The 25,312-nt window shown below is 68.9% G+C and carries 23 protein-coding genes; all 23 read right to left on the reverse strand.

Features of this window, described 5'->3' with window-relative positions; translation table 11 throughout:
• Positions 1–9: 9 nt before the first annotated feature.
• The 23 genes from F1654_RS04015 to F1654_RS04125 all read right to left on the reverse strand — a co-directional run bounded on the left by F1654_RS04015 (position 10) and on the right by F1654_RS04125 (position 25,312).
• Positions 10–582: a hypothetical protein gene (locus tag F1654_RS04015; protein WP_150022190.1), complete on the reverse strand. Its 573-nt coding sequence runs from the start codon at positions 580–582 to the stop codon at positions 10–12.
• A gap of 84 nt (positions 583–666) precedes the next feature.
• Positions 667–3,561, reverse strand: a complete 2,895-nt coding sequence (locus tag F1654_RS04020) for a bifunctional [glutamine synthetase] adenylyltransferase/[glutamine synthetase]-adenylyl-L-tyrosine phosphorylase (protein ID WP_150022191.1) — start codon at positions 3,559–3,561, stop codon at positions 667–669.
• 52 nt (positions 3,562–3,613) lie between these two features.
• Complete coding sequence (locus F1654_RS04025) at positions 3,614–5,029, reverse strand: arginine deiminase family protein (protein WP_199200443.1); 1,416 nt, start codon at positions 5,027–5,029, stop codon at positions 3,614–3,616.
• 82 nt (positions 5,030–5,111) lie between these two features.
• The gene (locus F1654_RS04030) at positions 5,112–6,545 is read right to left on the reverse strand and encodes a sensor histidine kinase (protein WP_233205112.1); all 1,434 of its coding nucleotides are present in this window, start codon (positions 6,543–6,545) and stop codon (positions 5,112–5,114) included.
• Between the two features lie 19 nt (positions 6,546–6,564).
• A complete protein-coding gene (locus tag F1654_RS04035) occupies positions 6,565–7,236 on the reverse strand; it encodes a response regulator transcription factor (protein ID WP_150022193.1) in 672 nt (223 codons plus the stop codon).
• Between the two features lie 62 nt (positions 7,237–7,298).
• Entirely contained in the window at positions 7,299–8,774 is a 1,476-nt protein-coding gene (locus tag F1654_RS04040; protein ID WP_150022194.1) for a Do family serine endopeptidase, read from the reverse strand.
• A 121-nt stretch (positions 8,775–8,895) separates the two neighbouring features.
• Complete coding sequence (locus F1654_RS04045) at positions 8,896–10,101, reverse strand: bifunctional alpha/beta hydrolase/OsmC family protein (RefSeq protein WP_150022195.1); 1,206 nt, start codon at positions 10,099–10,101, stop codon at positions 8,896–8,898.
• A 70-nt stretch (positions 10,102–10,171) separates the two neighbouring features.
• Positions 10,172–10,540: a cytochrome c-type biogenesis protein gene (locus F1654_RS04050; protein WP_233205113.1), complete on the reverse strand. Its 369-nt coding sequence runs from the start codon at positions 10,538–10,540 to the stop codon at positions 10,172–10,174.
• On the reverse strand, positions 10,540–12,531 hold the full coding sequence (locus F1654_RS04055) for a heme lyase CcmF/NrfE family subunit (RefSeq protein WP_150022196.1): 1,992 nt from the start codon (positions 12,529–12,531) through the stop codon (positions 10,540–10,542). Before F1654_RS04055 ends, F1654_RS04050 begins: the two co-directional genes overlap by 1 nt.
• On the reverse strand, positions 12,528–13,010 hold the full coding sequence (gene ccmE, locus F1654_RS04060) for a cytochrome c maturation protein CcmE (RefSeq protein ID WP_150022197.1): 483 nt from the start codon (positions 13,008–13,010) through the stop codon (positions 12,528–12,530). The genes F1654_RS04055 and ccmE overlap by 4 nt, the downstream gene beginning before the upstream one ends.
• Positions 13,007–13,948 carry a tetratricopeptide repeat protein gene (locus F1654_RS04065; protein WP_150022198.1) on the reverse strand — a complete coding sequence of 314 codons (942 nt, stop codon included), beginning with the start codon at positions 13,946–13,948 and terminating at the stop codon, positions 13,007–13,009. The genes ccmE and F1654_RS04065 overlap by 4 nt, the downstream gene beginning before the upstream one ends.
• On the reverse strand, positions 13,945–14,595 hold the full coding sequence (locus F1654_RS04070; protein WP_233205114.1) for a DUF938 domain-containing protein: 651 nt from the start codon (positions 14,593–14,595) through the stop codon (positions 13,945–13,947). The genes F1654_RS04065 and F1654_RS04070 overlap by 4 nt, the downstream gene beginning before the upstream one ends.
• Before the next feature lie 50 nt (positions 14,596–14,645).
• Complete coding sequence (locus F1654_RS04075) at positions 14,646–15,977, reverse strand: hypothetical protein (protein WP_150022200.1); 1,332 nt, start codon at positions 15,975–15,977, stop codon at positions 14,646–14,648.
• Between the two features lie 63 nt (positions 15,978–16,040).
• Positions 16,041–17,453 (reverse strand): ATP-binding protein, encoded by a 1,413-nt coding sequence (locus F1654_RS04080; RefSeq protein WP_233205115.1) that lies wholly within the window; start codon positions 17,451–17,453, stop codon positions 16,041–16,043.
• The gene (locus F1654_RS04085) at positions 17,450–18,139 is read right to left on the reverse strand and encodes a response regulator transcription factor (protein WP_150022201.1); all 690 of its coding nucleotides are present in this window, start codon (positions 18,137–18,139) and stop codon (positions 17,450–17,452) included. The genes F1654_RS04080 and F1654_RS04085 overlap by 4 nt, the downstream gene beginning before the upstream one ends.
• Before the next feature lie 23 nt (positions 18,140–18,162).
• Positions 18,163–18,474, reverse strand: a complete 312-nt coding sequence (locus tag F1654_RS04090) for a PepSY domain-containing protein (RefSeq protein WP_199200444.1) — start codon at positions 18,472–18,474, stop codon at positions 18,163–18,165.
• Between the two features lie 100 nt (positions 18,475–18,574).
• Positions 18,575–19,471: a DnaJ C-terminal domain-containing protein gene (locus F1654_RS04095; protein WP_233205116.1), complete on the reverse strand. Its 897-nt coding sequence runs from the start codon at positions 19,469–19,471 to the stop codon at positions 18,575–18,577.
• Positions 19,472–19,542: 71 nt separating this feature from the next.
• Complete coding sequence (gene gatB / locus F1654_RS04100) at positions 19,543–21,048, reverse strand: Asp-tRNA(Asn)/Glu-tRNA(Gln) amidotransferase subunit GatB (protein ID WP_150022204.1); 1,506 nt, start codon at positions 21,046–21,048, stop codon at positions 19,543–19,545.
• A 234-nt stretch (positions 21,049–21,282) separates the two neighbouring features.
• Complete coding sequence (locus F1654_RS04105) at positions 21,283–21,639, reverse strand: DUF1467 family protein (protein ID WP_150022205.1); 357 nt, start codon at positions 21,637–21,639, stop codon at positions 21,283–21,285.
• On the reverse strand, positions 21,636–22,079 hold the full coding sequence (gene mce / locus F1654_RS04110) for a methylmalonyl-CoA epimerase (RefSeq protein ID WP_150022206.1): 444 nt from the start codon (positions 22,077–22,079) through the stop codon (positions 21,636–21,638). Before mce ends, F1654_RS04105 begins: the two co-directional genes overlap by 4 nt.
• Before the next feature lie 11 nt (positions 22,080–22,090).
• Positions 22,091–23,701, reverse strand: a complete 1,611-nt coding sequence (locus F1654_RS04115; RefSeq protein WP_150022557.1) for a ribonuclease J — start codon at positions 23,699–23,701, stop codon at positions 22,091–22,093.
• 97 nt (positions 23,702–23,798) lie between these two features.
• Positions 23,799–24,569, reverse strand: coding sequence for a type III pantothenate kinase (locus F1654_RS04120; protein WP_150022207.1), 771 nt, complete (start codon positions 24,567–24,569; stop codon positions 23,799–23,801).
• An 11-nt stretch (positions 24,570–24,580) separates the two neighbouring features.
• Positions 24,581–25,312: a biotin--[acetyl-CoA-carboxylase] ligase gene (locus F1654_RS04125; protein ID WP_150022208.1), complete on the reverse strand. Its 732-nt coding sequence runs from the start codon at positions 25,310–25,312 to the stop codon at positions 24,581–24,583.

Genomic DNA, 25,312 nt, shown 5'->3' on the forward strand with positions numbered 1-25,312 from the left:
CCTGATGGCCTAGCCGCCGTGATTGCGGCGCCAGCCGCGTCCGCGGCGCTCACCGCCGCCACGGCGTTCACGCATGCGCTCGCGGGCCTGTTCAGCGGCGGCGCGGCGCTCTTCGGCTGTGACGACGCCATCATCATTGGCGTCGACGCGGTCGAACTGGTCAAGACCGCGAGCGATGAAGTCCTCACGGGTAATCTCGCGCGGGCGGGCCTCGCCATTGCCCCGGCGCTCACGCCAGGCCTGGGCGCGCGGGCTGTCAGCGCGTTGACTTCTAAGGGCCTGCATCGCCGGAGAAGCGTCTTCGTGATTGAGGACGCCGTCATTATTGCGGTCGCGGAAGTCAAACTCCTCGCCCAGGAAGGCGGCGAAATCGGCGCGGGTCAGGTCCGCATCGCGGTCGCCCGCGGCGGCGGCCAGCATCATCATGCCGCCTGCGCCGCGCCGGGGACCGGCATGAGCGCGCTCGCCGTAAGAGGCGGAAGCGCCATGTTCATCGGACACATAGCCTGCAGCCTGCACACCTGCGGCGCCGCCAAGCGCCAGCGAGGCCGCTGCCAGGGAAGTCAGAAGCGTGGTTTTCATGTCGGTCACCTTGTCATTGCCAAAGGGCCCCAGCCCTGATGACCGTGTTACGCACCGGCATGGCCTAATCCGTCGCGTCAAATGTCAGACCCGCCCGATCAGATGCACAAACAGGCTGTGAACACGTTCCCCGTGGCTGTTGAGGCGCTCGGCCAGCCCATCAAGCGTGTCGCACCCCGCCGAACGCGCCAGACGCCGGGCGAAGGGCGCGCTGGCGCGCGACGGATCAAACCCGCCGCCATGGGCGGCGCGGATCAGCTGGGTCACGGCGGCGTAATCCTCATGGGCGGCGATCAGCGTCTCCACATCCGCGCGCTCAAGAGCCCCCGCCCCGGCCAGCTGGCGCAGCGCCGGGCCGGTGCCGGGGTCGAACCGGGCGCGCGCGATGAGCTGGGCGGTCTGGGCGATGAACTCGATCTCGATCATCCCGCCCTCGCGCAGCTTGAGATCCCAGGACGAGCGGGCGGGCTTGTCACGGGCCAGGCGCGCGCGCATGTCGGCGGCGTCGGCGCGAATACTTTCAGAGGCCGCAGGGCGGGCGATGGCCGCCGAGACCGCCGCTTCCAGCGCCTCGCCCAGCCCGGCTTCGGCCACAACGCGCGCGCGGGTCAGCGCCATGCGCTCCCAGGTCCAGGCTTCCTCGCTGGCGTAATAGCTCTCAAAGCGCGACAGGCGCACGGCCAGCGGCCCGTGACTGCCTGACGGGCGCAGGGCCATGTCCACCGGATAGAGATCACCTTCTTCCGTGGGCGCCGACAGCGCCGAAACCAGGCGCTGGGCGAAGCGCACGAACCAGGTCTCGGCCCCCAGCGGCTTGGCGCCGTCAGACCGCTCCGCATCGGCGTCATAGACCAGCATCAGATCGAGATCGGAATCAGCCGACAGCTCGCGTCCGCCCAGCTTGCCAAGGCCCAGCACCGCCCAGCGCCCGGGCGCTGGGCCATGGCGGCGGGCCATCTCGGCTTCGGCGGCCCTGGCCATGGCCGCCACGCTGGCGTCGGCGAGCGCGGCGAAGGCCTCGCCGGCTTCGCTCGCTGTGGCGCGTTCGATGAGCAGCTGGGCGCCGATGCGCAGGCGCTCCTCGCGCGCGATGCGCCGGGCGGTGTTGAGGCTGTCCTCGAACGCCAGCCCCTCCAGCGCCGCAAAGCGCTCCGCCACCAGCCCCGGCTCGTCGTCTTTCAGCGGGCGGGCGAAGGCCGGCTCCAGCATCACATCGATCAGGGCCGGGCGGCGGGCGAGCAATTCGGCCAGGCGCGGGGCGAGGCCCAGAATGGCGATCAGTTCGCGGGCGAGCTCGGGCTGGTTGACCAGAAGCGACAGCACCTGCACCCCGCTGGGCAGGCCCTCGAAAAACGCCGCGAAGCGCGCCAGCGCCGCATCCGGATCGCCAGTGGCCGCAATGGCCTCCACCAGGCGCGGGGCGAAGCGTGAAAACAGGCGCCGGGCGCGTTCAGTGCGGGCCGCGCGGGCCCGGCCCGCCGCCCATCCCGACAGGCGCGCCCACACCATGGCCGGGTCCTCGAAGCCGAGCTTGTCCAGCGTGGCCAGGGTATCGGGCGTGGGCTCCACGCCGGTGAGCACCAGGCTTCCGGCCTGCGTCGCCAGGCTCTCGCCGTCTTCGAACTGGGCCGAGAACAGGGCGTGGACGCCCTGAAGCGTCTTTCGGATGCGCGCATCGAAGGCGGCCAGATCCCCCTCGCCTGACAACGCCGCCACGGCGCGCCTCGCCTCATCGGCTTCGGGCAGGGTCTGGCTCTGGGCGTCCTCGATCATCTGCACGCGGTGTTCAGCGTCGCGCAGCACCGCGTAGGCATGCGCGAGCGCATCAACCTCGCCCGCTTCGATCAACCCCTCTGCCGAAAGCGCCTTGAGCGCATCCAGCGTACCCGCCGGACGCAGGGCCGGATTGCGGCCCCCGAAGGCGAGCTGCAGCACCTGGGCGAAGAACTCGATCTCGCGTATCCCGCCGCGCCCGAGCTTCAGATCATGACCTGCCGCGCGCACTTTGGAGCGCTCGCCCACCGCCTGGATCTGCTTGGCCAGCGCGCGGATATCCTCCACGGCGGCGAAATCGAGCGCCCGGCGCCAGATGAAGGGGGTGAGATCTTTCAGGAAGCCTTCCGCCATCTTGCGGTCGCCCGCGCACCAGCGCGCCTTGGCGTAGGCGGCCCGCTCCCAGTTCTGGCCCACCGCCTCGAAATAGCGCCGCGCCATGTCCGCGCTCACCGCCGGGGGCGTGGAGGACGGGTCGGGCCGCAGGCGCAGATCGACGCGGAACACATAGCCGTCCGCCGTCACCTCCTGCATCAGGAAGGCGAGCTTCTGGGCCAGGCGGTTGAAGCTCTTGTGGGCGTCCTTGCCCTGGGGCGCGCAAGCGGTCTCGGGCTCCCATAGGATGACCAGATCAATGTCGGACGAGAAATTCAGGCTGCGCTGGCCATGCTTGCCCAGCGTCAGCACGAAATAGCCCGGCACGGGATTGTCCGGATCGCTGACCTCGAACCCGGTCAGGCGCGCGGCGGCCGCCAGCGAGGCCTGCACGCTCACATCGGCGAAATCGGACAGGGCGCGGGTCACCGCCTCCAGCGGCCAGGCGCCGGCCAGATCGCTCAGCGCCACGGTGAGATGCAAATCGGCCTTGGCCTCGCGCAAGGCGCGCAGCACGTCAGCCTCGTCCTCCAGCGCACCCGCCGCGCGCGCCGCATCCAGCGCCCGGGCCAGTACGCTTTCAGGCGATTGCTCGCCCAGGGCCTGCAGCGTTTGAGGCCGTCGCGCCGCGATGCGCGCCAGATAGGGCGCCGCGGCGAATACCGCGTCCAGAAACGCCCCGCCCGCCTGCTCCCCCGGCTCCCTTGCCTCGCCCGCCGCCTCCCAGGGCGCATAGGCGCTTTCAGGAATGCGCTCGCGCCAGCGCGCCGCCCCGGCCGCATCAATCAGTGGCAAGGTGACAGACAAACGGTGCGGCAGGGCGGCGGTCATGGAGCGGAGCGTGGCGCGCGCCGGTCAGAAGGGCAAGGTGGTGACGCGCCCCCTAGTCCCGCCGCAGCGGCATGGTCAGGCAGTGGGGCCCGCCGTAATTGGCCCAGAGCTCGCGCGCGGGGAAGGTGGTGACAGCGACGCCGTCGCGTTCCAGCGCGGCCTCAGTCAAGGGCGAGCCGTCATAGGCCAGAACCTGGCCGGGCGCTGTGGCGACCACGTTGGAGGCCTGGCGGCGCATTTCGCCCAACGTGTCGCGCATGAAGGCGCTGAAGCCCTCCTGCCCGGCGTCCGGCGCGCGCCCGCCCACATGGGTGACGCGATAGCCGCGCGCGCGGACATAATCGACCAGCTTCATGTCCTCGAGTTCTTCCTTCGCGCCCGTGCCGGCGCGGTAGAGCGTGACCTTGCCGATCTCCTTGAGGAAATCGAGCGCGGTCGAGGCGTCGCTGTCGCTGATGGTCGTCTCGGTGCGCGCGCCGCGAATGTATTCGCTCAACGGGTCCTCGCCGGCATGGGCGTGTTCCAGGAACCAGGGCACGCACAGCACATGGCGGTCAGCCACATGGGTGAAGAAGGTGTCCAGATGCAGGAACAGCACGCGCAAGCCCGCCACCGCGCCCCCGCCCATGGAGGGCTGGTTGCGGGTGAGGTATTCGGTCTGGTGCACATGGATGGCGAGCACATCCATGTTGAGACGGCGCGCCAGCAGCGGCGCGGCGCGCGGGTCGGAGCGCTGGCCCACGCCCAGGAAGAGCGTGTTGCGGTCCACCATCTGGGCGTCCCCGCCCTCCAGAATCACGCCTTCGGCCACGGCGTCGAACGCGACCGGGTAATCGGCGAGCTGGGGCGCGTGCATGAGGGCGAAGCGCAGCGTCATGTTCTCGCGCAGGCGGCGGGGGCTGAGCGAATTGCACACCACCAGGCCATTAGGCGTCATGAAGCTGGCGTCGCGCGTCCACATGGTGGAGCTGGAATCGCTGACATCATGGCGGTAGCCGCCAATATCGCGCAGCCGGTACTGACGTGCCGGATCGCGGCCCAGAAGGGTGGCGGCGCTGACCGCGTCCGCATCGCCCGACAGGCGCGGATGCACGCCCGACAGCCAGGCCTCGAAGCGTCCCGAAGCGCGCGCCGCATCGATGGCTCCCTGCAGCGCGTCGGCAAGCTCCAGCACCTCGGCGCCCGTTTCGCGCAAGAGCCGGGTGAGGTGACCATGCTGGGCGACAAACTCAGGCCAATGAGAGTTGAGATTCGGGACCAGACCGCCGCTCTCGCGCTCGATCATGTAGTCGTCCATGACCGGCGAATGGACCAGCACATGGCGCAGCGCGCCGATATCATCGCGCACAAAGGCCGGGCCGTCCTGGGCTGCGCCATTGCCCTGCGCACAGGCGCGCGCCGCGACCATCGCGCTCACCGCCGCCCCGCCTGCAAGCGCCATCGCGCCGCGCCGGCTGATCTCGTTCATGGCCGCCCTCCCCGGATAATGCCGGAAGATGACGCTATCAGGCTTCGCACGGCGCGGCGCGCGGAAAATGACAGGCGCCCGCCTAGCCCTCTCCCGCCAGGAAGGTGAGGGCGATGCGCAGGCCCGGGCCCTGGCCGTCCACGGCGCCGGGGCCGTCATCCAGGGTCAGGCGCGCGCCATGAACCTCGGCGATGGCCTGGACCAGCGACAGGCCGAGGCCCACGCCGGGCAGGGAGCGCGATTTCTCCAGCCGCACAAACCGCTCCAGCACCCGCGCGCGGTAGGCCATGGGAATGCCCGGCCCGGTATCGGTGACCGATACTTCCGCCGCCCCCGCCGCCGTGCGCCGGCCGCGCAGCACCACCGCGCCGCCTTCAGGCGTGTATTTGACCGCATTGTCGAGGATATTGGCCACCGCCTGGGCGATCAGCTCGCGATCGCCCAGAAGGCGCAGGCCCGGCGGGCAGTCGAGCGCGAACTCCATGCCCTTTTCCTCGCACACCGGCTCGTAAAGCTCGGCCACATCGGCCATCAGGGCGGAGAGATCCAGCGGCTCGAAGGCGCGCCGGCGCTCTCCGGCCTGCAGTCGGGCCAGCGACATCACCGCGTTGAACGTGCGCAACAGCTCGTCCACATCGCCAATGGCGCGCTGCAGCGCCGCCTCGCGCTCCTCGGCGTCATCGGCTTCGATCAGCGCGCTTTCCAGCCGCCCGCGCAGGCGCGTCAGCGGCAGGCGCAGATCGTGGGCGATGGAATCGCCCGCCGTGCGCATGCGCTGCATGAGATGCTCCACCCGGTCGAGCATGGCGTTGAAGTTTTCCGACAGCTCGTCGAGCTCGTCGCCGGTGTGATTGCGCGGGGCGCGGCTTTCCAGGCGCCCGGCGCGGATGGCGCGCGCGGCCGCGTTGATGGCGTCCAGGCGCTTTGAAAAGCGCCGGCTGACCACTGCGCCCGACACCAGCCCCAGCCCCAGCGCCAGCGCCGAGGCCAGCAGGACGGCATTGAGCGTGTTGGAGATGAAGCGCGTCTCCTCCTCCACATCCATGCCCACAAACACGCGGTGCCCGCCGGAGAGATCCATGATCTGGCCGCGCGCATTACGACCCTCGCCGCCCGTGGCGCCGTCGGCGGGCGCACGCTCATAGAAGAATCGCACACGTCCCTGGGCGTCGGCGGGCGCGGCCGGCAGGCTGGAGATATTGCCCGAGATGCGCCGCCGCTCCGGATCCTGGAAAAGGTAGAGAAACTCGCCGCCGCCCACAGAGCGCTGGACGATATAGCGATTGGCGCCCTGGGCGCCCCCGGCAGCGTAGCGCGCCTCGATCTGGGCGATCTCCGCGGCGATGGCCGCGTCGGCCCGGTTCATGGAAGCGCCTACCGTGGCCGCGTAGACCAGCGCAAGGATGACGAAGCTGCACAGCGCAAACAGCCCCGCCGACAACAGCGTCAGACGGAAGGCGGTTGTCCGCAGGAAGGGCGGCAGGCGCCAGGCCGATGGTTCCGCCGTTTCGCTCACGCCGCCTCCGCGTTATCGCTCAGGGCTGCAGCCGGTAGCCCGCCCCGCGCACGGTATGCAGCATGGCGGTGTCGTACGGCTTGTCGATCTTGGCGCGCAGGCGCGAGATATGCACGTCGATCACATTGGTCTGGGGGTCGAAATGATAGTCCCAGACTTTTTCCAGCAGCATGGTGCGGGTCACCACCTGGCCGGCATTGCGCATCAGGAATTCCAGCAGGCGGAATTCGCGCGGCTGCAGGAGGATGGCCTCCCCGCCCCGCTTCACCGTGCGCGCCAGCAGATCCATCTCCAGATCGCCGACTTCCAGCCGGGTCTTGACCGCTTCGGGATTGCGCCGGCGCGCCAGCGCATCCACCCGCGCGATCAGTTCCGACGGCGCGTAGGGCTTGACCAGATAGTCATCCCCGCCCGCCTTCAGACCCTCCACCCGGTCATCCACCTCGCCCAGGGCCGACAGGATGAGCACCGGGGTCTTGTCGCCCTCCTCGCGCAGGGCGGCGATCATGGACAGACCGTCCCGGCGGGGCATCATCCGGTCCACGATCAGGACGTCGAACGCCCCGTCACGCGCCAGCTCCAGCCCGTCTTCGCCATCATGGGCGGTGTCGGCCACATGCCCGCACTCGCGCAGCATTTTGGCGATATTGCGGGCGACTTCACGGTCATCCTCGACGATCAAAACGCGCATGCCGGTGATCTTCCTTTTCTGCCAGCAAGGGCGCGCCTGACTGCCTCTGGCGCCCGTGCGGTCTATTCCATCTCGCTAAGTTCCAGCGCCGCATAGCGCCGCTGTCCGCCCTGCATGGCCACGAACACCAGCAGCGCCGCACGGCCGCGTGACTGGGCCTGCGCGGCGGCGGCGCGGAACTCATCCACCGAGCGCACATCGCGCCCGCCCGCCTCCAGAATGGCGTCGCCCGGGCGCAGTCCCTTGCGGGCGGCCTCGGAGTCCGGCTCCACATCGGCCACCAGCAAGCCGCGCTGGCCCAGCTCCAGGCGCTGGCGGTCCTGCTCGGACGGGGTTTCCAGCGTCATGCCGAACAGTCGCGTCACATCCGGCTCGGGCGGGGTGACCGGCTGGGCCGTGCCGCCCGCATCGGCGGGACGCTCGGCCAGGCGCACGCGGATATTGCGCTCGCGGCCATCGCGCAGCACGCGCACGGTGATCTGTTCGGTGGGCGCGAAGGCGCCCACGCGCTGGGTCAGGGCGCGCGCGCCGGACACCCGGTCGCCATTGATGGACAAGACGATGTCACCGTTTTGCAGACCGCCCTGGGCAGCCGGCGTGCCGGGCAGGACCTGATTGATCAGAACGCCCTCCACATCGGCGTCCAGGCCCATGGCGTCGCGCAGATCATCGGTGAGATCAGCCGGTGAAATGCCCAGATAGCCCCGGCGCACCATGCCGTCGGCGATCAGCTGGTCGATGATCGAGGCGGCGATGTCGGAAGGGATGGCGAAGCCGATGCCCACATTGCCCCCCGTCGGCGAGATGATGGCGGAGTTCACCCCCACCACCCGGCCATTGAGGTCAAAGGCCGGTCCGCCCGAATTGCCCCGGTTGATGGGCGCGTCGATCTGCAGGAAGTCGATATAGGCCTGGGCCGGGCTCATCTGGCGCCCGGTGGCCGAGACGATGCCCGCCGTGGCGGTGCCGCCCAGGCCGAACGGATTGCCCACGGCCACAACCCAGTCGCCCACGCGGATATCAAGATCGCGCGCCAGCTCCACATATTTGAACGGGCGCGAGCTGGGCTCCACGCGCAGCAGCGCCAGATCGGTCAGCTCGTCGCGCCCGACGATCTCGGCGGTCAGGGAGCGTCCATCGCTGAGCGCCACGCGAATGGTGTCGGCGCCTTCGATGACATGATTGTTTGTCACCAGAAGTCCGTCATCGCTGATGAAGAAGCCCGAACCCTGCGAGCGGCGCGGACGTTGGGGCTGCTGTCCCGGCGCGCCGCCAAAACGCTCCAGGAACTCCCGGAATTGCGGCGGCAGCTGGCTCATGTCTGGCCCATCCTCGGGGCGCACAACGCCTTCGGCCTCGATGGAGACCACAGCCGGGCTGACGCGGTCGATCAGATCGGCAAAGCTCATGGGCGCGCCATTGGGCGCGGCATAGGTCTGGGCGTAGGCGGGCGGCGCAAAACCGGTCAGGGCGGGCGCAGCGGCGGCGAGCGCCAGGCCGGCGGCGGCGGAGACGAGCAAACGCTGGGTCAAGGTCATGCGGCGGGAAATCCTGTCGCTGGGGGGACGCGCGCGGAACACACATCCCGTTTCGCCTCAAGCCTTGGCTGAGGCCGGTTCTCACTCATATTACGGCGATCTTACAGATGCGTAATCCTCTTCACTCGGGAGACTTTATCCCGGTGGTGATGGTGCTGGCGCGCTCCAACGTGCGGTGGACCGGGCATTTGCCGGCAATCTCCACCAGCTTGTCCTCCAGATCGCCTGCTCCGCCCTCCACCGACAGCGTGCGGCGGAACACATTACGGGTCTCGCCGCTCTCCTCATCGGTTTCACGCTCCAGGGTCACATCGGTGCGGATGCGCCCAAGTTCAAGATTTTTACGGTTGGCGTACATGCGCAGCGTCATGGTGGTGCACGCCGCCAGCGCCGCGCACAGCAATTGATTGGGATGGGGCCCGCCATCAAGCCCGCCCACATCCTCTGGTTCATCCACGATGAAGGCGTGCGGCCCCGCCGCCGCCCAGCTGTGAAATCCGCCCAGCCCGGTTTCCTCCACGCTCGCCGCCTTGCCCGAAGCCGGGCGCGGCGGATCGGGCCATTGGCCTGCCTCCACATAGCGCAGCGCCCAGGCCGCGATCACATCGGCGGCGTGATGGGCGTCGTCTTCGCGGGTGAGCAGGTGGTCGGCGTCATCCAGGCTGAGGAAGGATTTGGGATGTTTGGCGGCCACGAACAGGCGGGTGGCGTTGTCAATCGAGACCAGCTCGTCCAGCGGGGCGTGAACGATCATCAGCGCCGCCTTCAGGCGCGCGGCGATATCATCGAGCTTGCGCCCCTCTATATCATCCAGGAACTGCTTCTTGATGCGGAAGGGCCGCCCGGCCAGCGACACCTCCGCCTCCCCGTCGCGTTCGATATCGGCGATCTTGTCTGTGAAGTGATGGCGCACATGGTCCGCATCCGCAGGCGCGCCAATGGTGGCCACCGCCTTGACGAAGTCCATCTGGGCCGCCGCCGCGATCACCGCCGCCCCGCCCAGGGAGTGGCCGATCAGCAGGCCCGGCGCGGCATGTTCGGCCTGCAGCCAGCGCGCGGCGCGCACCAGATCCTCCACATTGGAGCTGAAATTGGTGTTGGCGAAATCGCCTTCGGACTGGCCGAGCCCGGTGAAGTCGAAGCGCAGCACCGCAAACCCGTGACGAGTCAGGCGCCGGGCGATGCGCTGGGCGGCGAAGATATCCTTTGAGCACGAGAAGCAATGGGCGAACAGCGCCCAGCCGCGCGGCGGCCCGTTCGGGCGCTCCAGCCGTGCGGACAGGGTCTCGCCCAGCGCGCCTTCAAAACTCACCTTGTCCGAGCGCATGGCGGCCTCCCTGAGTGATCTGCAGTACAAGGCTGGGAAGACGCGCGCGCCAGCGCAAGGGGGCCGGCGCTCACGCCTTCGTGCGCGGCTTGCGCATGGCCTGGACAAACAGCGCCCCGCCCAGCATGAGCAGGATCAAAGGTGCGATCCACAAGGGCGCATTGCGCGCATCAAAGCTGGGACGCATGAGCACTTCATGGCCGAAGCGCTCCACCAGCGCCTGGCGCACGTCCGGGTCGGCGGCGCCCGCGCCCACCTGCTCGCGGATATAGCGGCGCATGTCCTGGGCCATGGGCGCGTTGGAATCCATGACCGACTCGCCCGCGCACACCATGCAGCGCACCTCGCGCATCAGCGCCTGGGCGCGCGCCTCGTCCTCCGGAGCCAGCTGGGGCTGACCGGCCTGCAGGGCGAGAGCGAAGATGAGGGCCTGGATCATCATGCCTGCCCCGATCCGGCGCCGGCTGGCGTTTCAGGCGCTTCAGCGCTTTCGCGCTTCACCTTCACCTTCACCTTGGCGGGCACGCCGCCCGTCACGCGTGCACAAAGGGCCAGCCCGCCGCCCGTCACCACCAGGAAGGCGCCCAGCCCCAGCATCCATACCAGCGGATGAAAGGCCGCGCGCACCTCATAGGCCATCACGCCGTCCTCGCGGGTGCGCGCCTCGCCAATGGACAGATAGATGTCCCCGCGCACATCCGAGCCCAGGCCCACCTCGCGGGTGGTCTGGTTGGCGGCGGGGTAGAAACGCCGTTCCGGCCTGACCGTGGAGCGCCCGTCCACGCGGATCGTGGCGCGGTCAGCCATGAAGTTCGGCCCGTCCGCCCGGCGCACGTCCTCCAGCGTCAGGGTGCGCCCGGCGATGGTCATGCTCTCGCCCGGCGCCAGTGCGCGGTGAATGTCGGCCGGACGCGAAGCGTCCGCCGCCCCGCCCAGCGCGATGAAGCCGACCCCGGCATGGGCCAGGGCGCGGCCCGACAGGGCCAGGCGCGCCGTGCGCGATTTGGCCGTCTGCCAGTGGATTCGCGCATCCATGGCCGCGCCCGCCAGCGCCCAGGCGCCCACGCCGCCGGCCGCCACCGCCATGACCGGCGCGCCAAACCAGACGAACGCGATCACCACGCCCGCCACCGGCAAAAGCAGGAGCGCGGCGCGCATCTGCTTGAGGCCCGGCTTCGCCCCGCCATTGGCCCAGGGCAGGAAGGGCGCCAGCGGCATAAGCGCAGCAGCCAGGATCAGGAGCGGCGTCGCAGAGGCGTCAAAATACGGCGGTCCCACCGAGATCATCGGCCAACCCATAATGTCCACGAACAACGGATAGAGCGTGCCGATCAGCACCACGCCCGCCGTCACGGCCAGGAGCAGGTTATTGGCGCCGATAAAGGCCTCGCGGCTGGTGGGCTCGAACCCGTCGCCCTCGCCCAGCGAGCCTGCACGCAGGGCGAACAGGAAAAAGCCCGCCACCGCCGACACGCCCAGCATGCCCAGAATCCACACGCCCCGTTCGGGATCGAGGGCGAAGGCGTGCACCGAGGTGATGACGCCCGAGCGCACCAGGAAGGCGCCCAGAATGGACAGGATATAGGCGATCAGCGCCAGGAACACCGTCCAGCCGGGAAACGCCCCGCGCTTCTCGGTGGCGATAGCCGAATGGATCAGCGCCGCGCCCAGCAGCCAGGGCATGAAACTGGCGTTCTCCACCGGGTCCCAGAACCACCAGCCGCCCCAGCCCAGCTCGTAATAGGCCCACCAGGCGCCCAGCGCGATCCCGGCGGTCAGGCTGGCCCAGGCGCCCAGCGCCCAGGGCCGCAGCGCCGAGGCCAGCGCCCGCCCGCCTGATCGCTGCACCAGCCCGGCCGCGGCGATGGCGAAGGCCGCCGACAGGCCCACATAGCCCACATAGAGCATGGGCGGATGGATCGCCAGGAGCGGGTCCTGGAGGATCGGGTTAAGGTCTGCCCCCTGGATAGGCGCGGGCAGGATGCGCTCGAACGGGTTCGAGGCGAAGGCCAGGAAGGCAAAGAACAGCGTAGACAACAGCCCCTGGAAACTTACCGCGCGCGAGCGCAGGGCCAGGTCCTTCGGCCCGATGCGCGCCAGGCCCAGCCCGAACAGGGCCAGGATCCAGCACCATAAAAGCATCGAGCCCTCATGCCCGCCCCAGGCGCCGGAGATCTTGTAGATCAGCGGCTTGTCCACATGGGAATGGGACGCGACATAGGCGATGGAGAAGTCGGAGCGCAGGAAGCTGATGATCAAAAGCAGGAAGGCCAGGCCCGCTGCGATCACCGCGATCTCGGCGGCGGCTGCCCCTGCGCGCGCCGCGCCCGAACGCCCGCCCTGGTCCGCGCCGCGCCAGGCCAGAAGCGTCTGGGCGAGGCAGGCGATGAAGGCCAGCGCAATGAGAAAACGGCCAATCTCTGCGATCATCGGCTCGCTCCGGAGGCCGGTCCCACATACTGGCCTGCAGATGGCGGGCCATCATTCCAGTAGCCTGACTCCCGCAAGGCGCGCGCCACTTCGGGCGGCATATAGGTCTCGTCATGCTTGGCCAGAACGGTCTGGGCGGTGAAGCGCGCCTGTTCATCGAACGCGCCCTCGGCCACGATCCCCTGGCCCTCGCGGAACAGGTCGGGCAGCGAGCCGGCGAACTCGATACGGATATCGGCGCGCCCGTCGGTGACGGTGAAATGGGCGCCGCCCGCCGATGGCCGCTCCACCGAGCCGGTGACCACCAGCCCGCCCACGCGCACGCGCTGGCCGGGCAGAGGCGGGTTTTCGGCCACCATGGCGGGCGAATAGAAGAACACCATCGCATCGCGCATGGCGGTGAAGGCGAGCGCGGCGGCGGCGACCAGCACCGCCGCGCCGGCGGCGATGATCCAGAGGCGTTTGCGGGCCTGTCTCACGCGTCAGTCTCCTCAAGCTCGAAAGCATCGCCAAGGGCGCCCAGAAGCGCGCGCGCACCCGGGTCCTCGCTGAACACTGCCCGGCCCCGGGCCAGGGCGCGGGCCGCACTGGCGGGATCGTCCTGCATCATGCGCGCGCGCGCCAGGGTCAGCCAGCCCGACACATCGTGCGGGTCGTCGTCCAGGCGCTGTTCCAGCCCGTCAATCATGCCGGCGATCATGGCCTCGATATCGGGCCGCTCGGCGCCTTCGGTCAGGGCGGCGGGATCACCCCCGCCCATGGACGGGCGCGAGAGCAGGTCAGCGGCGCGCGAGGCGATCAGCATGCGGTTGGGGTCATCGGCCTCCAGCCGGGCCAGAATGCCGCCCCAATAGGCGGCCGCCGTGTTGCGGTCGCCATCCTCATAGGCCGCCGCGCCCAGGAAATAGGCCGCTTCCGGCCGGGCCGGGTCCTCGTCATGGGCGGCGCGGAAGGCGCGGCGGGCCTCAGGCGTCATGACGCCCTCATTGAGCTCCATGATGATCTGGCCCAGATCGGTGAGCAGGCGTGCATCCGTGCGCAGGCGCAGGGCCTGCTCGAGATGGGCGATGGCCTCCAGATGGCGGTCGGTGGACGCCAGATAGCGCGCCAGCAGGCGGCGCGAATCCAGATCGGCCGGCTCGCGGCGCACCACATCGCGCAGCCATTCCTCCTGTTCGGCGGGGCTGAGCGTGGCCGGGTCCACATCGCGCAGCGCGGCCATGCGCGGCTCATAGGGCGCGCCGGGCGCATCGGGCATGCCATTGACGGCGTAGGCCGCCAGCGCGCCAATCGCCAGCACCGCGCCAGCGCCCAGGCCCACCATGCGCGCAGGGCCGCCCTCGCCCAGGAGGGGGCGGGCGAGCCAGATCGCCGCCAGCGCGCCCAGCGCCACACAAATCAGGGTGAACACGATCATGAGGTTCTCCGGCCTGGCGCGCTCCGGCGGTAGCCGATGAGTCGGTTATTGGCAGGCATGTCCAGCCGCTCGGCCCGTTCAAAGCCGCAAGAGGCGGCCAGCGCGTCCACATCGGCCAGGGCGCGCACGCCCCAGCCGGGATGGCGCGCCTTCAAGCTGGCGTCGAAATCGAGATTGGACGGCGCGGTGGCGTCCCCTTCCAGAAACGGCCCGTAGAGATAGAGCCAGCCGCCGGGGGCCAGCAGCGCGCCGGCGCCCTCGAACAATCCTTCCGCCGCTTCCCAGGGCGCGATATGGATCATGTTGGCGCAAAATACCGCATCAGCGCTCAGGCCCTCAGCCCAGCCCTGACGCATCACATCAATATCCAGCGCATGACGGATCGCCCCGTGCGCCTCAACAGCCCAGGCGTCCGCGCTGGCGCGCGAGGCGGGATCGGGATCGCTGGGCGTCCACACCAGATCAGGGCGCGCGCTGACGCAGGCCAGCGCGTGCTCGCCCGTGCCGCAGGCGATTTCCAGAACGCGCGCGCCTTCAGCCAGGCGTTCGGCCAGCGCCGAAGCGATGGGAGCGCGATTGCGCGCCGCGCTGGGCGAGGCCAGGCGCGCGCCAACAACGGCGCGCCCTTCCAGGGCAAGGGGCGTCATGGAGCTCATGGCCCCCTAAATAGTCCGATGGCGGCTGTTTTTGAAGGCAATTACGCCGCGCAGGCTGCGGCGCCTCGGCGCAGGAGGACTGCGCCCGCCTCGCCCTGCCCCAGGGCGCGCAACAGGCCGGCCACCGCCTCCAGGCGCGCCTCGGCGATCTCGCGGGCCGGGCCTTCTGCGGCGCGCAGATCATCCAGCGCACCCTGCCCGGCGCGCTCAAGAAGGCCGGTCATGTCCTCCATCACCATGCTATGGGCGCCGGCCACCGCCGCGCGCCCGGCGTCATCACGGGTCAGCGCCAAGAACAGACATAGCGCACGCGCCGCTTCCAGATCGGACGGGTCAGGCGCGGACGGACGCCGGCGCACCGGGCCCGGTTCGGGCAGGGCCCTGCTAAGCGCCCGGCGGGCGGCGTCATGAATGGCGCTCATCTGCTCGCTGGCGCGCGCGCGCAGGGCCACGATGCGCCGTCCCCAGGGGCCATCCTTGCGGATGCCGATCTCGCGGGTCATGCCGATGGTGACCGCCGCAAACGCCGCCAGCTCGCCCGCAGCGGCGCGCGCCCCGGCTTCGCTGCGCGGCACGCGGCTGAAGCCCTGGAGATGATGTTCGGCGTCGCCCAGCAGCACATCGCCGATCACGGCCATGTCCGTGCTGCCCGCCAGCAAATCATCCTCGCGATGGGTGAGGCGCTCAAACACCCGCAAGACGCGCCAGGGCCGGACAAAGCGCGCCATCACCAGCAGCAACAGCCAAGGTCCGGCGTCCGGCTCGGCGGCGGCGGCGGTCTCATAACGGTCGCGGATCAGCGCGCACAACTCCGGATCCGGCTCTACGATCTGCGATGGAACGCCATTCAAAGCGGCGCGCAGCACTGGCGCCAGGCGCAGAAGCGCAGCCACATCGCGCACCGCGTCAAAATCCTCTACGCCCAGGCGCGCCTGCAGGCGCTGCTGCGCCTTGGGATCGTTTTTGACGGCGTTGAGCCGGGCGGTGATGGCTTCAGCTACAGACGTCCGGTCCGGATCAAGCTGGCCGGGATTGTCCGGCGCGTCGAAATCGCTCACCGCGTCGAGCGCATGGCGCACCGCGTCCGGCGCGATCTCATCGCCCATCCAGTCCCATACTGCTTCCAGCAGGCCCTGCGGCGCCACGCAGACAGCCGGCCGGGTCTCGCCCGGCGTGCCGGTGAGAGGAGCGACCGGGGCGAAAAAGCGCTCGCGCGCGGCCTTGGCCGGATCGCCCACACAGCTGGACAGCAGGCGCCCGAGCGCGGGATCGGCCTCTCCCGCCAGGGCGCACAGACGCGCCGCCATGTCGCCGGGCAGGCTGGCGAGCAGGGCGCGCAACTGGTCTTGTTTCTCCGGCGGAACCGGACCCATGCTGGACTCCACGCGCTCATGGTGACGAATCACCGTGTCACATACGGGTTAACGCTGTTTTGCTCAGGCAGGCGTACCGCCAGGCAGGTCCAGGCGCGCCCTGAGCCCGCCCAGCTCAGAGGCATCCAGCGTCAACTCACCGCCATAGGCGCGGGCCAGATCGGAGACGATGGCCAGGCCCAGCCCCGTGCCGGGCGCCTGTTCATCAAGCCTGACCCCGCGCGCCAGCGCCTGCTGTCGCTGCGCCTCGCTCAGGCCGGGCCCGTCATCCTCCACCGCGATCTCAAGACGCCCCGGCGCGCCGGGAGCGGCGGTGACGCGCACCTGACCCCTGGCCCATTTGCAGGCATTGTCCATGAGATTGCCGGCCAGGTCCTCGAGATCCTGGCGTTCGCCGCGGAATGTGAGGCCTGCAGGCGCCTCCCAGTCAATCTCCACCCCGCGCCGGGCATAGATGCGCCGCAGCGTGCGGCCCAGATCGGAGATGACGATGTCGGCGGACGTGCGCGCACCAATGGACCGCGCATTGGCGGCCGCGCGCGCGCGGCGCAGATGATGCTCGACCTGATCGGTCATGGCGCGGGTCTGACGCTCCACCAGCTCGGCCAGCGGGCCGGACTGGCTGCGCGCTTCATTGCCCAGCACGGTCAGCGGGGTTTTGAGCGCATGGGCCAGATTGCCCACATGGGTGCGCGCGCGGTCCACCACTTCGCGCGAATGGTCCAGCAGGGCGTTGAGCTCCTCGGCCAGCGGGCGGATCTCGCGGGGAAAAGCGCCGCTGACCCATTCGGCCTTGCCGTCGCGCACCTCGGCCACGGCGTCGCGGATGCGCAGCACCGGCGCCAGGCCCAGACGCACCAGCACCACCACGCCAAACGCCAGCGCGGCGGCGAAGGCGGCCAGCAGCGCGCTGGCGGCCAGGGCGAAGTCACGCACGCGCCGGTCAGACGGGCGCCGGTCCTCGGCGGCGGCCAGAACCACCGGCCCCTCGCCCTCGATCAGCACCGCGCGCACATGCACGCGCATGGGCTCCAGATTGGGTCCGCGGGTCTCGCCCACCACTTGCAGGCCGGGTTGATCAAGCGCAATGCGCACCATCGGCCCTGCCGTGTCCAGGCGTTCATTGGCCAGGGAATCCGAGCGCAGGATCGGCTCGCCCGGCTCGGCGCCGGCGTGGAAGACTTGCCAGTAGCGTCCCGACAGGGCCTGGAAATAGCCCGGGTCCACCGGGCGCTGATCGAGCTCCAGAAACCCGGACTCATCAAGCTCCACATGAGCGATCAGGGAGTCCACAACCCCGGTCAGCCGGTCATCGAGATCACGCAGCACGGTGGACTGGAACAGGAAGGTAAGCGCGGCTGCGCCCACCACGAGCAGCACCAGCGCCCAGACCAGGGCGGCCAGCACCAGCCGGCGCACCATGGAGCCCTGTTCGATAAGGTCCGGCCGTCCGGTCTGGTCGCGTGTCTCGTTCACCCGGTCCTGGCGTCCACTCGTCCCGCATCTGGATCGACCAGACGATAGCCCAGACCGCGCACGGTTTCGATCCGCTCATTGCCGATTTTCTTGCGCAGGCGCCCGACAAACACCTCGATGGTGTTGGAATCGCGGTCGAAATCCTGGTCGTAGATATGCTCCACCAACTCGGTGCGCGAGATCACGCGCTCCTTGTGGTGCATGAGATAGCTCAAGAGGCGGAATTCGTGGCTGGTCAGCTTGACCAGCTGATCGCCCAGAAACACCCGCGCCCCGCGCGTATCGAGCGTCAGAGATCCGCTTTCCAGCATGGCGCTGGCGTGACCGGCGGCCCGGCGCGTCAGGGCGCGCAGGCGGGCCAGCAATTCTTCCGGGTGGAAGGGCTTGGTGAGATAATCGTCCGCGCCCGCATCAAAGCCGGAGACCTTCTCGCTCCACCGGTCGCGCGCGGTGAGGATCAGGACGGGCGTGGCCACCCCCGCCTTGCGCCAGCGCTCCAGTACCGACACCCCGTCCAGCTTGGGCAGGCCCAGATCGAGCACGATGGCGTCATAGGGCTCGGTCTCGCCCAGATGCAGACCGTCCTCGCCGTCCGCAGCGGAATCCACCGCATAGCCTGCATGCTGCAGGGTGTCGGCCAGCTGGCGGTTCAGGTCGGCGTCGTCTTCCACGATGAGCGCGCGCATGGGCGTTGCTCCTTTCCTCTGGCCTATCCGATAACCCGGCCGGTGCGTGCATTGACGCGCACGTCCCGGCGGTGACCGTCACGGGTCACGATGCGGATGATGTAGACCGGCGGCGATCCGCCCATGAGGCGGCCATTGACGTATTGCGAGCCGGGATTGGCGCGCAGGGCCGCATCGATGGCCACCCGCATGGGCACCACATCGGCCTGCACCGACGCCTCGAACACCTGCTCGCCGGCATACGCCCCCTCGTCCGCAAACGCAGGCGCGCAAAAGCCCGCGCTGGCGGCGGCCAGCGCGGCGAGGGCAAGGAGAGAGGCGAGCATCGGTTTCATGCGTATCGTTCTGGCAAGGATCGGCTGAACGGCCTGTGAACATGCACGATGGCGGCCATTCATGAACAGCCCGGCGCGCAGGACACACGGGCCAAAACGCTCAGGAGCGCAGGCGCCGCCGCGGATCATAGCCTGACGGCGGGCTCCAGCCCTCGGCAAAATCCTCCAGCGCCGGATCGCCCGGGGGCAAATCCACCATCAGCCGTATGATCTGGTCGCCGCGCTTGCCGTCCGGTCCCGGCGCACCGCGCCCGCGCAGGCGCAAGAGCGCGCCAGAGCTGGTTCCCGCCGGCACGCGCACCTCCACCGGCCCGTCCACCGTGGGCGCACGCACCGCGCCGCCCAGCACCGCCTCTTTCAGCGAGACCGGCAGGTCCAGGCGCACGTCCAGCCCCTCGCGGCGGAACCAGGGATGAGCGCTGATGCGCACCGTGATCAGCGCATCGCCTGCACGCCCCCCCGGGGCGCCAGCCCCCTGCCCGCGCAGGCGCAGGACCTGGCCGTCCTCCACGCCTGCGGGCACGGAAATCTCGATGGGCCGGGCGCCCTGCAGGCTGACGCGCTTCTTGGCGCCGGTAAGCGCCTCTTCAAAGCTCACCGTAATTTCGCCGCGCAGGTCCGCGCCGCGCGCAGTGCGCCGCTGGGCGCCTGGCCCGCGCGCACGGTCGGCGAACAGGTCGGAGAAAATGTCGGAAATATCCTCGAACCGGCCCGCGGGCCCGCGCTGGCCCGGCGGCGCGTCGGGACGCGAGCGGTAGTGGAAGGGCGCGCGCTCGCGGCCCTGCGCATCAATCTCGCCCCGGTCGAATTTGGCGCGCGTCTCGGCGTTGGACAAAAGCTTGAAGGCCTGGGTGACCTGCTTGAAGCGCTCCTCGGCCTCGCGGTCGCCCGGGCGCGCGTCCGGGTGCAGCTCTTTGGCGAGCTTGCGGTAGGCGCGCCGGATCTCGTCGGCGCCCGCCGACTTGCCCACACCGAGAATCGCATACGGATCAGCCATCACCGACAGCCTCTAGCAGGCCAGCGCCGCGCGGGCGAGTGGCGCAGCTCAAGCGCCGCGCACCCGCGCCATCAGCCCAACAGCTTCTTTTGCAGGATCTCGTTGACCGCCTGGGGATTGGCCTTGCCGCCCATGGCCTTCATCACCTGGCCCACGAACCAGCCCATGGCCTTGGGCTTCTCGCGCACCTGGGCGGCCTGATCGGGATTGGCGGCGATGAGATCGTCGATGACCTTTTCAATGGCGCCGGTATCGGTGACCTGTTTGAGGCCGCGCGCCTCGACGATTCCAGCCGGATCGCCGCCCTCGTCCCACAGAATTTCAAACACGTCCTTGGCGATCTTGCCCGAAATCGTCCCGTCCTTGATCAGATCGACGAGGCCGCCCAGCTGGTCCGGGCTCACCGGGCTTTCGGTAATGCCAAGACCTTCCTTGTTGAGCCGGCCGAACAGCTCGTTATTGACCCAGTTGGCCGCCAGCTTGGCGTCGCGCCCCTCGATCACGGCCTCGAAATAGTCCGCCCGGTCCTTGTCGGCGGTGAGCACCGAGGCGTCATACTCCGACAGCCCCAGCGCCTCGACGAAGCGCTTGCGCTTTTGCGCCGGCAGCTCGGGCAGGTTCGCCCTGACCGTCTCCACAAACCCGTCCGCCAGCACCAGCGGGGTCAGGTCGGGATCGGGGAAATAGCGGTAGTCATGCGCCTCTTCCTTGGAGCGCATGGAGCGGGTGACCCCGGCATTGGCGTCGAACAGGCGGGTCTCCTGAAAGACCTTGCCGCCCTCCTCGAGGATGTCGATCTGGCGGCGCGCTTCATACTCCACCGCCTGCATGATGAAGCGCAGGGAATTGACGTTCTTGATCTCGCAGCGCGTGCCCAGATGCTTGAAATCGCCGGTCTCGGCGAATTTCTCGTACTGGCCGGGCTTGCACACGGACACGTTCACGTCCGCGCGCATCTGGCCCTTCTCCATGTCCCCGCCGCAGGTGTCGAGATAGCGCAGGATCGTGCGCAGCGTGCGCACATAGGCCGCCGCATCACCCGGCGAGCGCACATGGGGGCGCGAGACGATCTCCATCAGCGCCACGCCGGACCGGTTCAGATCCACATAGGTGGCGTTGGGATCAAGATCATGGATCGACTTGCCCGCGTCCTGTTCGAGATGCAGGCGCTCGATGCCCACGCTGAACACCGAGCCGTCATCGCGCTCGCACTCGATCTCGCCGGCGCCCACGATGGGATAGGCGAACTGGCTGATCTGATAGCCCTGGGGCAGGTCGGGATAGAAATAATTCTTCCGGTCAAAGCGCGAGAACGTGTTGATCTGCGCGTTCAGCCCCAGCCCGGTGCGCACCGCCTGCTCCACGCAGAATTTGTTGAGCACGGGCAGCATGCCGGGCATGCCCGCATCGATCAGGCTGACCTGGGTATTGGGCTCGGCGCCAAAGCCGGTGGCCGCGCCGGAGAACAGCTTGGAGCGGCTCTTGACCTGGGCGTGGACTTCAAGCCCCACCACAATCTCCCATTCGCCCGTAGCTCCGGGCAGGACATAGCGGTGATCGGCGGCGTCGAGCGGCATGGCGGCTTCCTGATGACGAATGAACCGGCCCCCTGTTTCACGCCCGCGCGCGCCTGCGTCAAGCACACCGCGCGTCAGGGGGGTGATGGATGTAGGAGATCACCTGAACTCCAGCGCCTCAACCCGCGTTTCCCCGGCGAAAGCCGGGGCCCAGGTGCGCCGGAGCGTCTGAATCCCGTCTTTCGCCGGGAAAACGCCGACTGGAATGACGCGGAAAATGTTCCAGCGCCCGCCTCACCCTGTCCGGATTTGCGGGCCGTAGCTGAACCATTCAAGGTCGATCAGCTCAAGGCCGATGACCGCCACGATGACCAGCCAGACGCCCGAGGTAATAACGGTGGTCAGCCACAGCTTGGGCTTGATGCCCGGATCGACCGGGGCGCCGGGCTCAGAGCCCGGGACCACCTCGCCGTCCTCGAACTGGCCGCGAATGCGCCGGGGCAGGACGGTGAACAGCACCATCCACCAGGCGCACAGATAGACCACCAGCCCAGAGACGAAGCCGATATTGGGCACGCGCACGAACAGCATGGAAAACCACACCAGCCCCGCTGCGATGACGATAGCCAGATAAAGCCGCTCGCGGGTCATGCATGGCCTCCCGCGCCGTCATACAGAGCCGGGTCCTGCATCAGCTCGATCAGCACGCCGCCGCTGTCCTTCGGGTGGACGAAAATCACCGGCACGCCATGGGCGCCGATATAGGGCTCGCCGCTGCCCAGCACCGTGGCGCCGCGCGCGCGCATGGCGTCGCGGGCGGCCAGGATGTCGGGCACTTCAAAACACATATGGTGCTGGCCGCCCTTGGGGTTCTTTTCCAGGAATTTGTGGATCGGGCTCGCCTCGCCCAGCGGCTCGATCAGCTCGATCTGCATATTGGGCAGGGTGACGAACACCACCCGCACGCCCAGCTGCGGAAAGTCCTTCGGCGCGGTGGCGTCCGCAGCGCCATAGAGCTCGGCATAGACGCGCGCGGCCTCTGCCACATCGGGTGTGGCCACGCCCACATGATTGAGCCGTCCCAGCTTCATAACCCTCTCCTTCAGCCCGGCAGCACGATGGCGGCCACCGCCGGCTTCTTGCCCCAGATGCGCGCGGCCTCGCGGCGCACGGCCCGGCGCAGCACTTCCTCCACCGCCGCCTCGTCGCGGCGCTCGCGCTTGCCCATGCGGTGGAAGGCGGTCTCGGCGGCCTCGGCCAGGTCATCCAGCAATTCATCAAGATCATAGTCGGGCTGGTCAGGCACGCCCATGGCCCGCAGATCGAGCCCGCTCTGCAGATCCCCGTCACGCAGCACGGCGGCGACCGTGATATGGCCCGCCGAGGCCAGCTTGCGCCGCTCACGCATGGCCTCATGGCCCTCGCTGATGATGAAATTGCCATCCACATAGAGCCGCCCGGCCGGCGCCTCGTCGACAATGCTGGCGCCCTCGCGTGAGATGCGGATCACCGCGCCGTTGAAGGGCTCGATGGCGTGGGGCACCTGCAGGGATTTGGCCAGCTTGGCGTGCTCCTTGAGGTGACGCAGCTCGCCATGGACCGGGATCGCCACATTGGGTTTGGCCCAGGCGTACATCTGGCGCAGCTCGTCGCGGCAGGGATGGCCGGAGACGTGGATATGGCGGTCGCGCTCGGTGATCAGGGTAACGCCGCGCCCGGCCAGCCGGTTCATCAGATCGAAAATGCCGCGCTCATTGCCCGGAATGATGCGCGAGGAAAAGATCACGCAATCGCCCTCGCCCAGCGTTACATGGCGGTGGGTCCCTTCGGCGATGCGCGACAGGGCCGCGCGCGGTTCTCCCTGGGATCCGGTGCACAGATAGAGGATTTTCTCCGGCGGGAAATAGCCCGCTTCCTCCTCCTCGATGAAATCCTGATACTGGCTGAGCAGGCCCACGGCTTTCGCCGCGCTGGTGATGCGGTGCATGGACCGGCCCACCAGGCACACCCGCCGGCCATTGGCCTCGGCGGCGTGAAGCGCGGTGTCCAGCCGGGCCACATTGGAGGCGAAGGCGGCGATAGCCACCTTGCCGGACTGCTCGCCCACCAGCCGGGTCAGGTTCTCGCGCACGCCGGCCTCGGAGCCGGATTCGCCTTCGGTGAAGACATTGGTGCTGTCGCACACCATGGCCATCACGCCCTCGCGCCCCGCCGCCTCGATGGCCTTGGCGTCGGTGGTGGCGCCGATCAGCGGATCGGGATCGATCTTCCAGTCGCCGGTATGCAGGATCAGCCCGGCGGGCGTGCGGATGATCAGCCCGTTGGGCTCGGGGATGGAGTGGGTGAGGGTGACCAGCTGCAGATCGAACGGGCCGATCTGGAAGCGCGAGCTCATGCCGATTTCGTGCAGCGGCGCTTCGCCCAGAAGGCCGTGCTCGGCCAGCCGGTCGCGCATCAGCCAGGCAGTGAAGGGCGTGGCGTAGATCGGGCAGCGCAGACGCCGCCACAGATGGGCCACCGCGCCCATATGGTCCTCGTGGGCGTGGGTGAGGATGATGGCCTTGAGCTGATGGCCCTGCTCCTCGATGAAGCGCGGGTCAGGCGTGATGATGTCCACGCCCGGGGTGGACAGATCGCCGAAGGTCACGCCGCAATCGACGATGATCCATTCGCGGTTCTCTTCCGGCCCGTAGCCGTAGAGATTGAGATTCATCCCGATCTCGCCCGAGCCGCCCAGCGGCACGAAATAGACGGCGTCATCGGTCTTCTTGGAGGTTTTGGTCACACGTCAGCTTTCTCAAACAGTTTCGTCAGGGCGCATTGCGCCGCCAGACTTCGAGCAGGCCGCGAATGGTCACGTCCGGGTCGAAGTGATCAATGGTTTCAGCCGCGCCTTCGAACAGGGAGGCGACGCCGCCGGTGGCGATCACGGTCATGGGCCGGGCGTACTCGGCCCTGATGCGGCGCACCAGCCCGTCGATCAGATCGATATAGCCCCAGAACACGCCTGACTGCATGGCCCCGACCGTATCCTTGCCCACCACGCGTTCGGGGCGTTCGATGGCGATGCGCGGCAGGCGCGCAGCAGCCTGGTGCAGCGCCTGCATGGACAGATTGATGCCCGGCGCGATCACCCCGCCCTCGAAATCACCCTCGGCCGATACCACGTCGAACGTGGTGGCGGTGCCTGAATCCACGATGATCAGCGCGCCGGGATAGATGATCTTGCAGCCCAGCGCATTGACCAGACGGTCTGCGCCCGCCTCCTGGGGACGGGTGAGCTTGACCCCCACGCCCAGATCCACGCCCGCATCACCCACCACAACCGGCTCGGCGCCGATATAGCGCCGGGCGAGATTGCGCAGATTGAACAGCGACTGGGGCACCACCGAGGAGATCACGCAGCCGGTGAGATCCTTCAGCGTCAGCTCCTGCAGCTGCAGGAGCTGGTTCAGCCAGACGGCGTATTCGTCCGCCGTACGGCCCGAATAGGTGGCGGTGCGCCACTGGGCGCGCCAGCCCTCGCCGTCATGGACGGCGAACAGGGTGTTGGTGTTGCCGCAATCAATGGCCAGCAGCATGGCGCCCTCCTTCACGACGCGCCCGCGCCGGGGAAGAACACGTCCCCTGCGGAGATAAGCCGTCTCGCGCCGTCCTTCAAATCCAGCCGCAGCGCGCCGTCCTCGGCAAGGTCGGCGAAGACGCCCTCGACGGTCTCGCCCTCCAGGCGCGCCGTGCAGCGCTCCCCCAGCCCGTGGGCGCGCGCCAGCCAGGCCTCACGCAAGGGCGCAAACCCGTCCGCCGCCCAGCGCGCGCGCCAGTGCTCGAAGCGCTGCGCCAGCGTGCGCAGCGCCGCGTCCGGGTCAAGGCGCTCGCCATGGAGCGACAGGTCAGTGGCCGGGCGTTCGGCATCATCCGGGTGGTGGGCCAGATTGATCCCGATCCCCACCGCCAACCACAGCCCGCCGGCCGGATGGGCGCCGCTTTCCAACAGGATGCCCGCCGCCTTGCGCCCTGCGATCAGCAGATCATTGGGCCATTTGAGGCGCACGAGGCTGGCGTCCACCGCGCCTGCGGCCACATCGCCCACGGCCAGGGCGGCGGCGAAAGAGAGCTGGGCGGCGCGCGCCGGGCCCGCCTCGAGCCGGTAAAGGCCGGTGCAATAGAGATTGCCCTCAGGGCTGGTCCAGGCCCGCCCGCGCCGTCCGCGCCCGGCGCTCTGGACGCGCGCACGGATCCAGAGCGGGCCGGCCTCGCCCGCCAGCGCGCGGCGGCGGGCTTCCTCATTGGTGGAGTCGAGTTCGCTGAAGACCTCGAAGCGCAA

Source organism: Alkalicaulis satelles (assembly GCF_008630495.1).
Lineage (GTDB): Bacteria > Pseudomonadota > Alphaproteobacteria > Caulobacterales > Maricaulaceae > Oceanicaulis > Oceanicaulis satelles.

Coding starts and splice junctions, on each gene's coding strand:
- F1654_RS04075 (WP_150022200.1), bottom strand. CDS start 15,977: ATGGGTCCGGTTCCGCCGGAGAAACAAGACCAGTTGCGCGCCCTGCTC.
- mce (WP_150022206.1), bottom strand. CDS start 22,079: ATGAAGCTGGGACGGCTCAATCATGTGGGCGTGGCCACACCCGATGTG.
- gatB (WP_150022204.1), bottom strand. CDS start 21,048: ATGCCGCTCGACGCCGCCGATCACCGCTATGTCCTGCCCGGAGCTACG.
- F1654_RS04055 (WP_150022196.1), bottom strand. CDS start 12,531: ATGATCGCAGAGATTGGCCGTTTTCTCATTGCGCTGGCCTTCATCGCC.
- F1654_RS04090 (WP_199200444.1), bottom strand. CDS start 18,474: ATGAAACCGATGCTCGCCTCTCTCCTTGCCCTCGCCGCGCTGGCCGCC.
- F1654_RS04115 (WP_150022557.1), bottom strand. CDS start 23,701: ATGAATCTCAATCTCTACGGCTACGGGCCGGAAGAGAACCGCGAATGG.
- F1654_RS04040 (WP_150022194.1), bottom strand. CDS start 8,774: ATGACCTTGACCCAGCGTTTGCTCGTCTCCGCCGCCGCCGGCCTGGCG.
- F1654_RS04105 (WP_150022205.1), bottom strand. CDS start 21,639: ATGACCCGCGAGCGGCTTTATCTGGCTATCGTCATCGCAGCGGGGCTG.
- F1654_RS04045 (WP_150022195.1), bottom strand. CDS start 10,101: ATGCGCTCGGACAAGGTGAGTTTTGAAGGCGCGCTGGGCGAGACCCTG.
- F1654_RS04050 (WP_233205113.1), bottom strand. CDS start 10,540: ATGATCCAGGCCCTCATCTTCGCTCTCGCCCTGCAGGCCGGTCAGCCC.
- F1654_RS04065 (WP_150022198.1), bottom strand. CDS start 13,948: ATGATCGTGTTCACCCTGATTTGTGTGGCGCTGGGCGCGCTGGCGGCG.
- F1654_RS04015 (WP_150022190.1), bottom strand. CDS start 582: ATGAAAACCACGCTTCTGACTTCCCTGGCAGCGGCCTCGCTGGCGCTT.
- F1654_RS04025 (WP_199200443.1), bottom strand. CDS start 5,029: ATGAACGAGATCAGCCGGCGCGGCGCGATGGCGCTTGCAGGCGGGGCG.
- F1654_RS04070 (WP_233205114.1), bottom strand. CDS start 14,595: ATGACGCCCCTTGCCCTGGAAGGGCGCGCCGTTGTTGGCGCGCGCCTG.
- F1654_RS04085 (WP_150022201.1), bottom strand. CDS start 18,139: ATGCGCGCGCTCATCGTGGAAGACGACGCCGACCTGAACCGCCAGCTG.
- F1654_RS04035 (WP_150022193.1), bottom strand. CDS start 7,236: ATGCGCGTTTTGATCGTCGAGGATGACCGTGAAGTCGCCCGCAATATC.
- F1654_RS04095 (WP_233205116.1), bottom strand. CDS start 19,471: ATGGCTGATCCGTATGCGATTCTCGGTGTGGGCAAGTCGGCGGGCGCC.
- F1654_RS04120 (WP_150022207.1), bottom strand. CDS start 24,569: ATGCTGCTGGCCATTGATTGCGGCAACACCAACACCCTGTTCGCCGTC.
- F1654_RS04020 (WP_150022191.1), bottom strand. CDS start 3,561: ATGACCGCCGCCCTGCCGCACCGTTTGTCTGTCACCTTGCCACTGATT.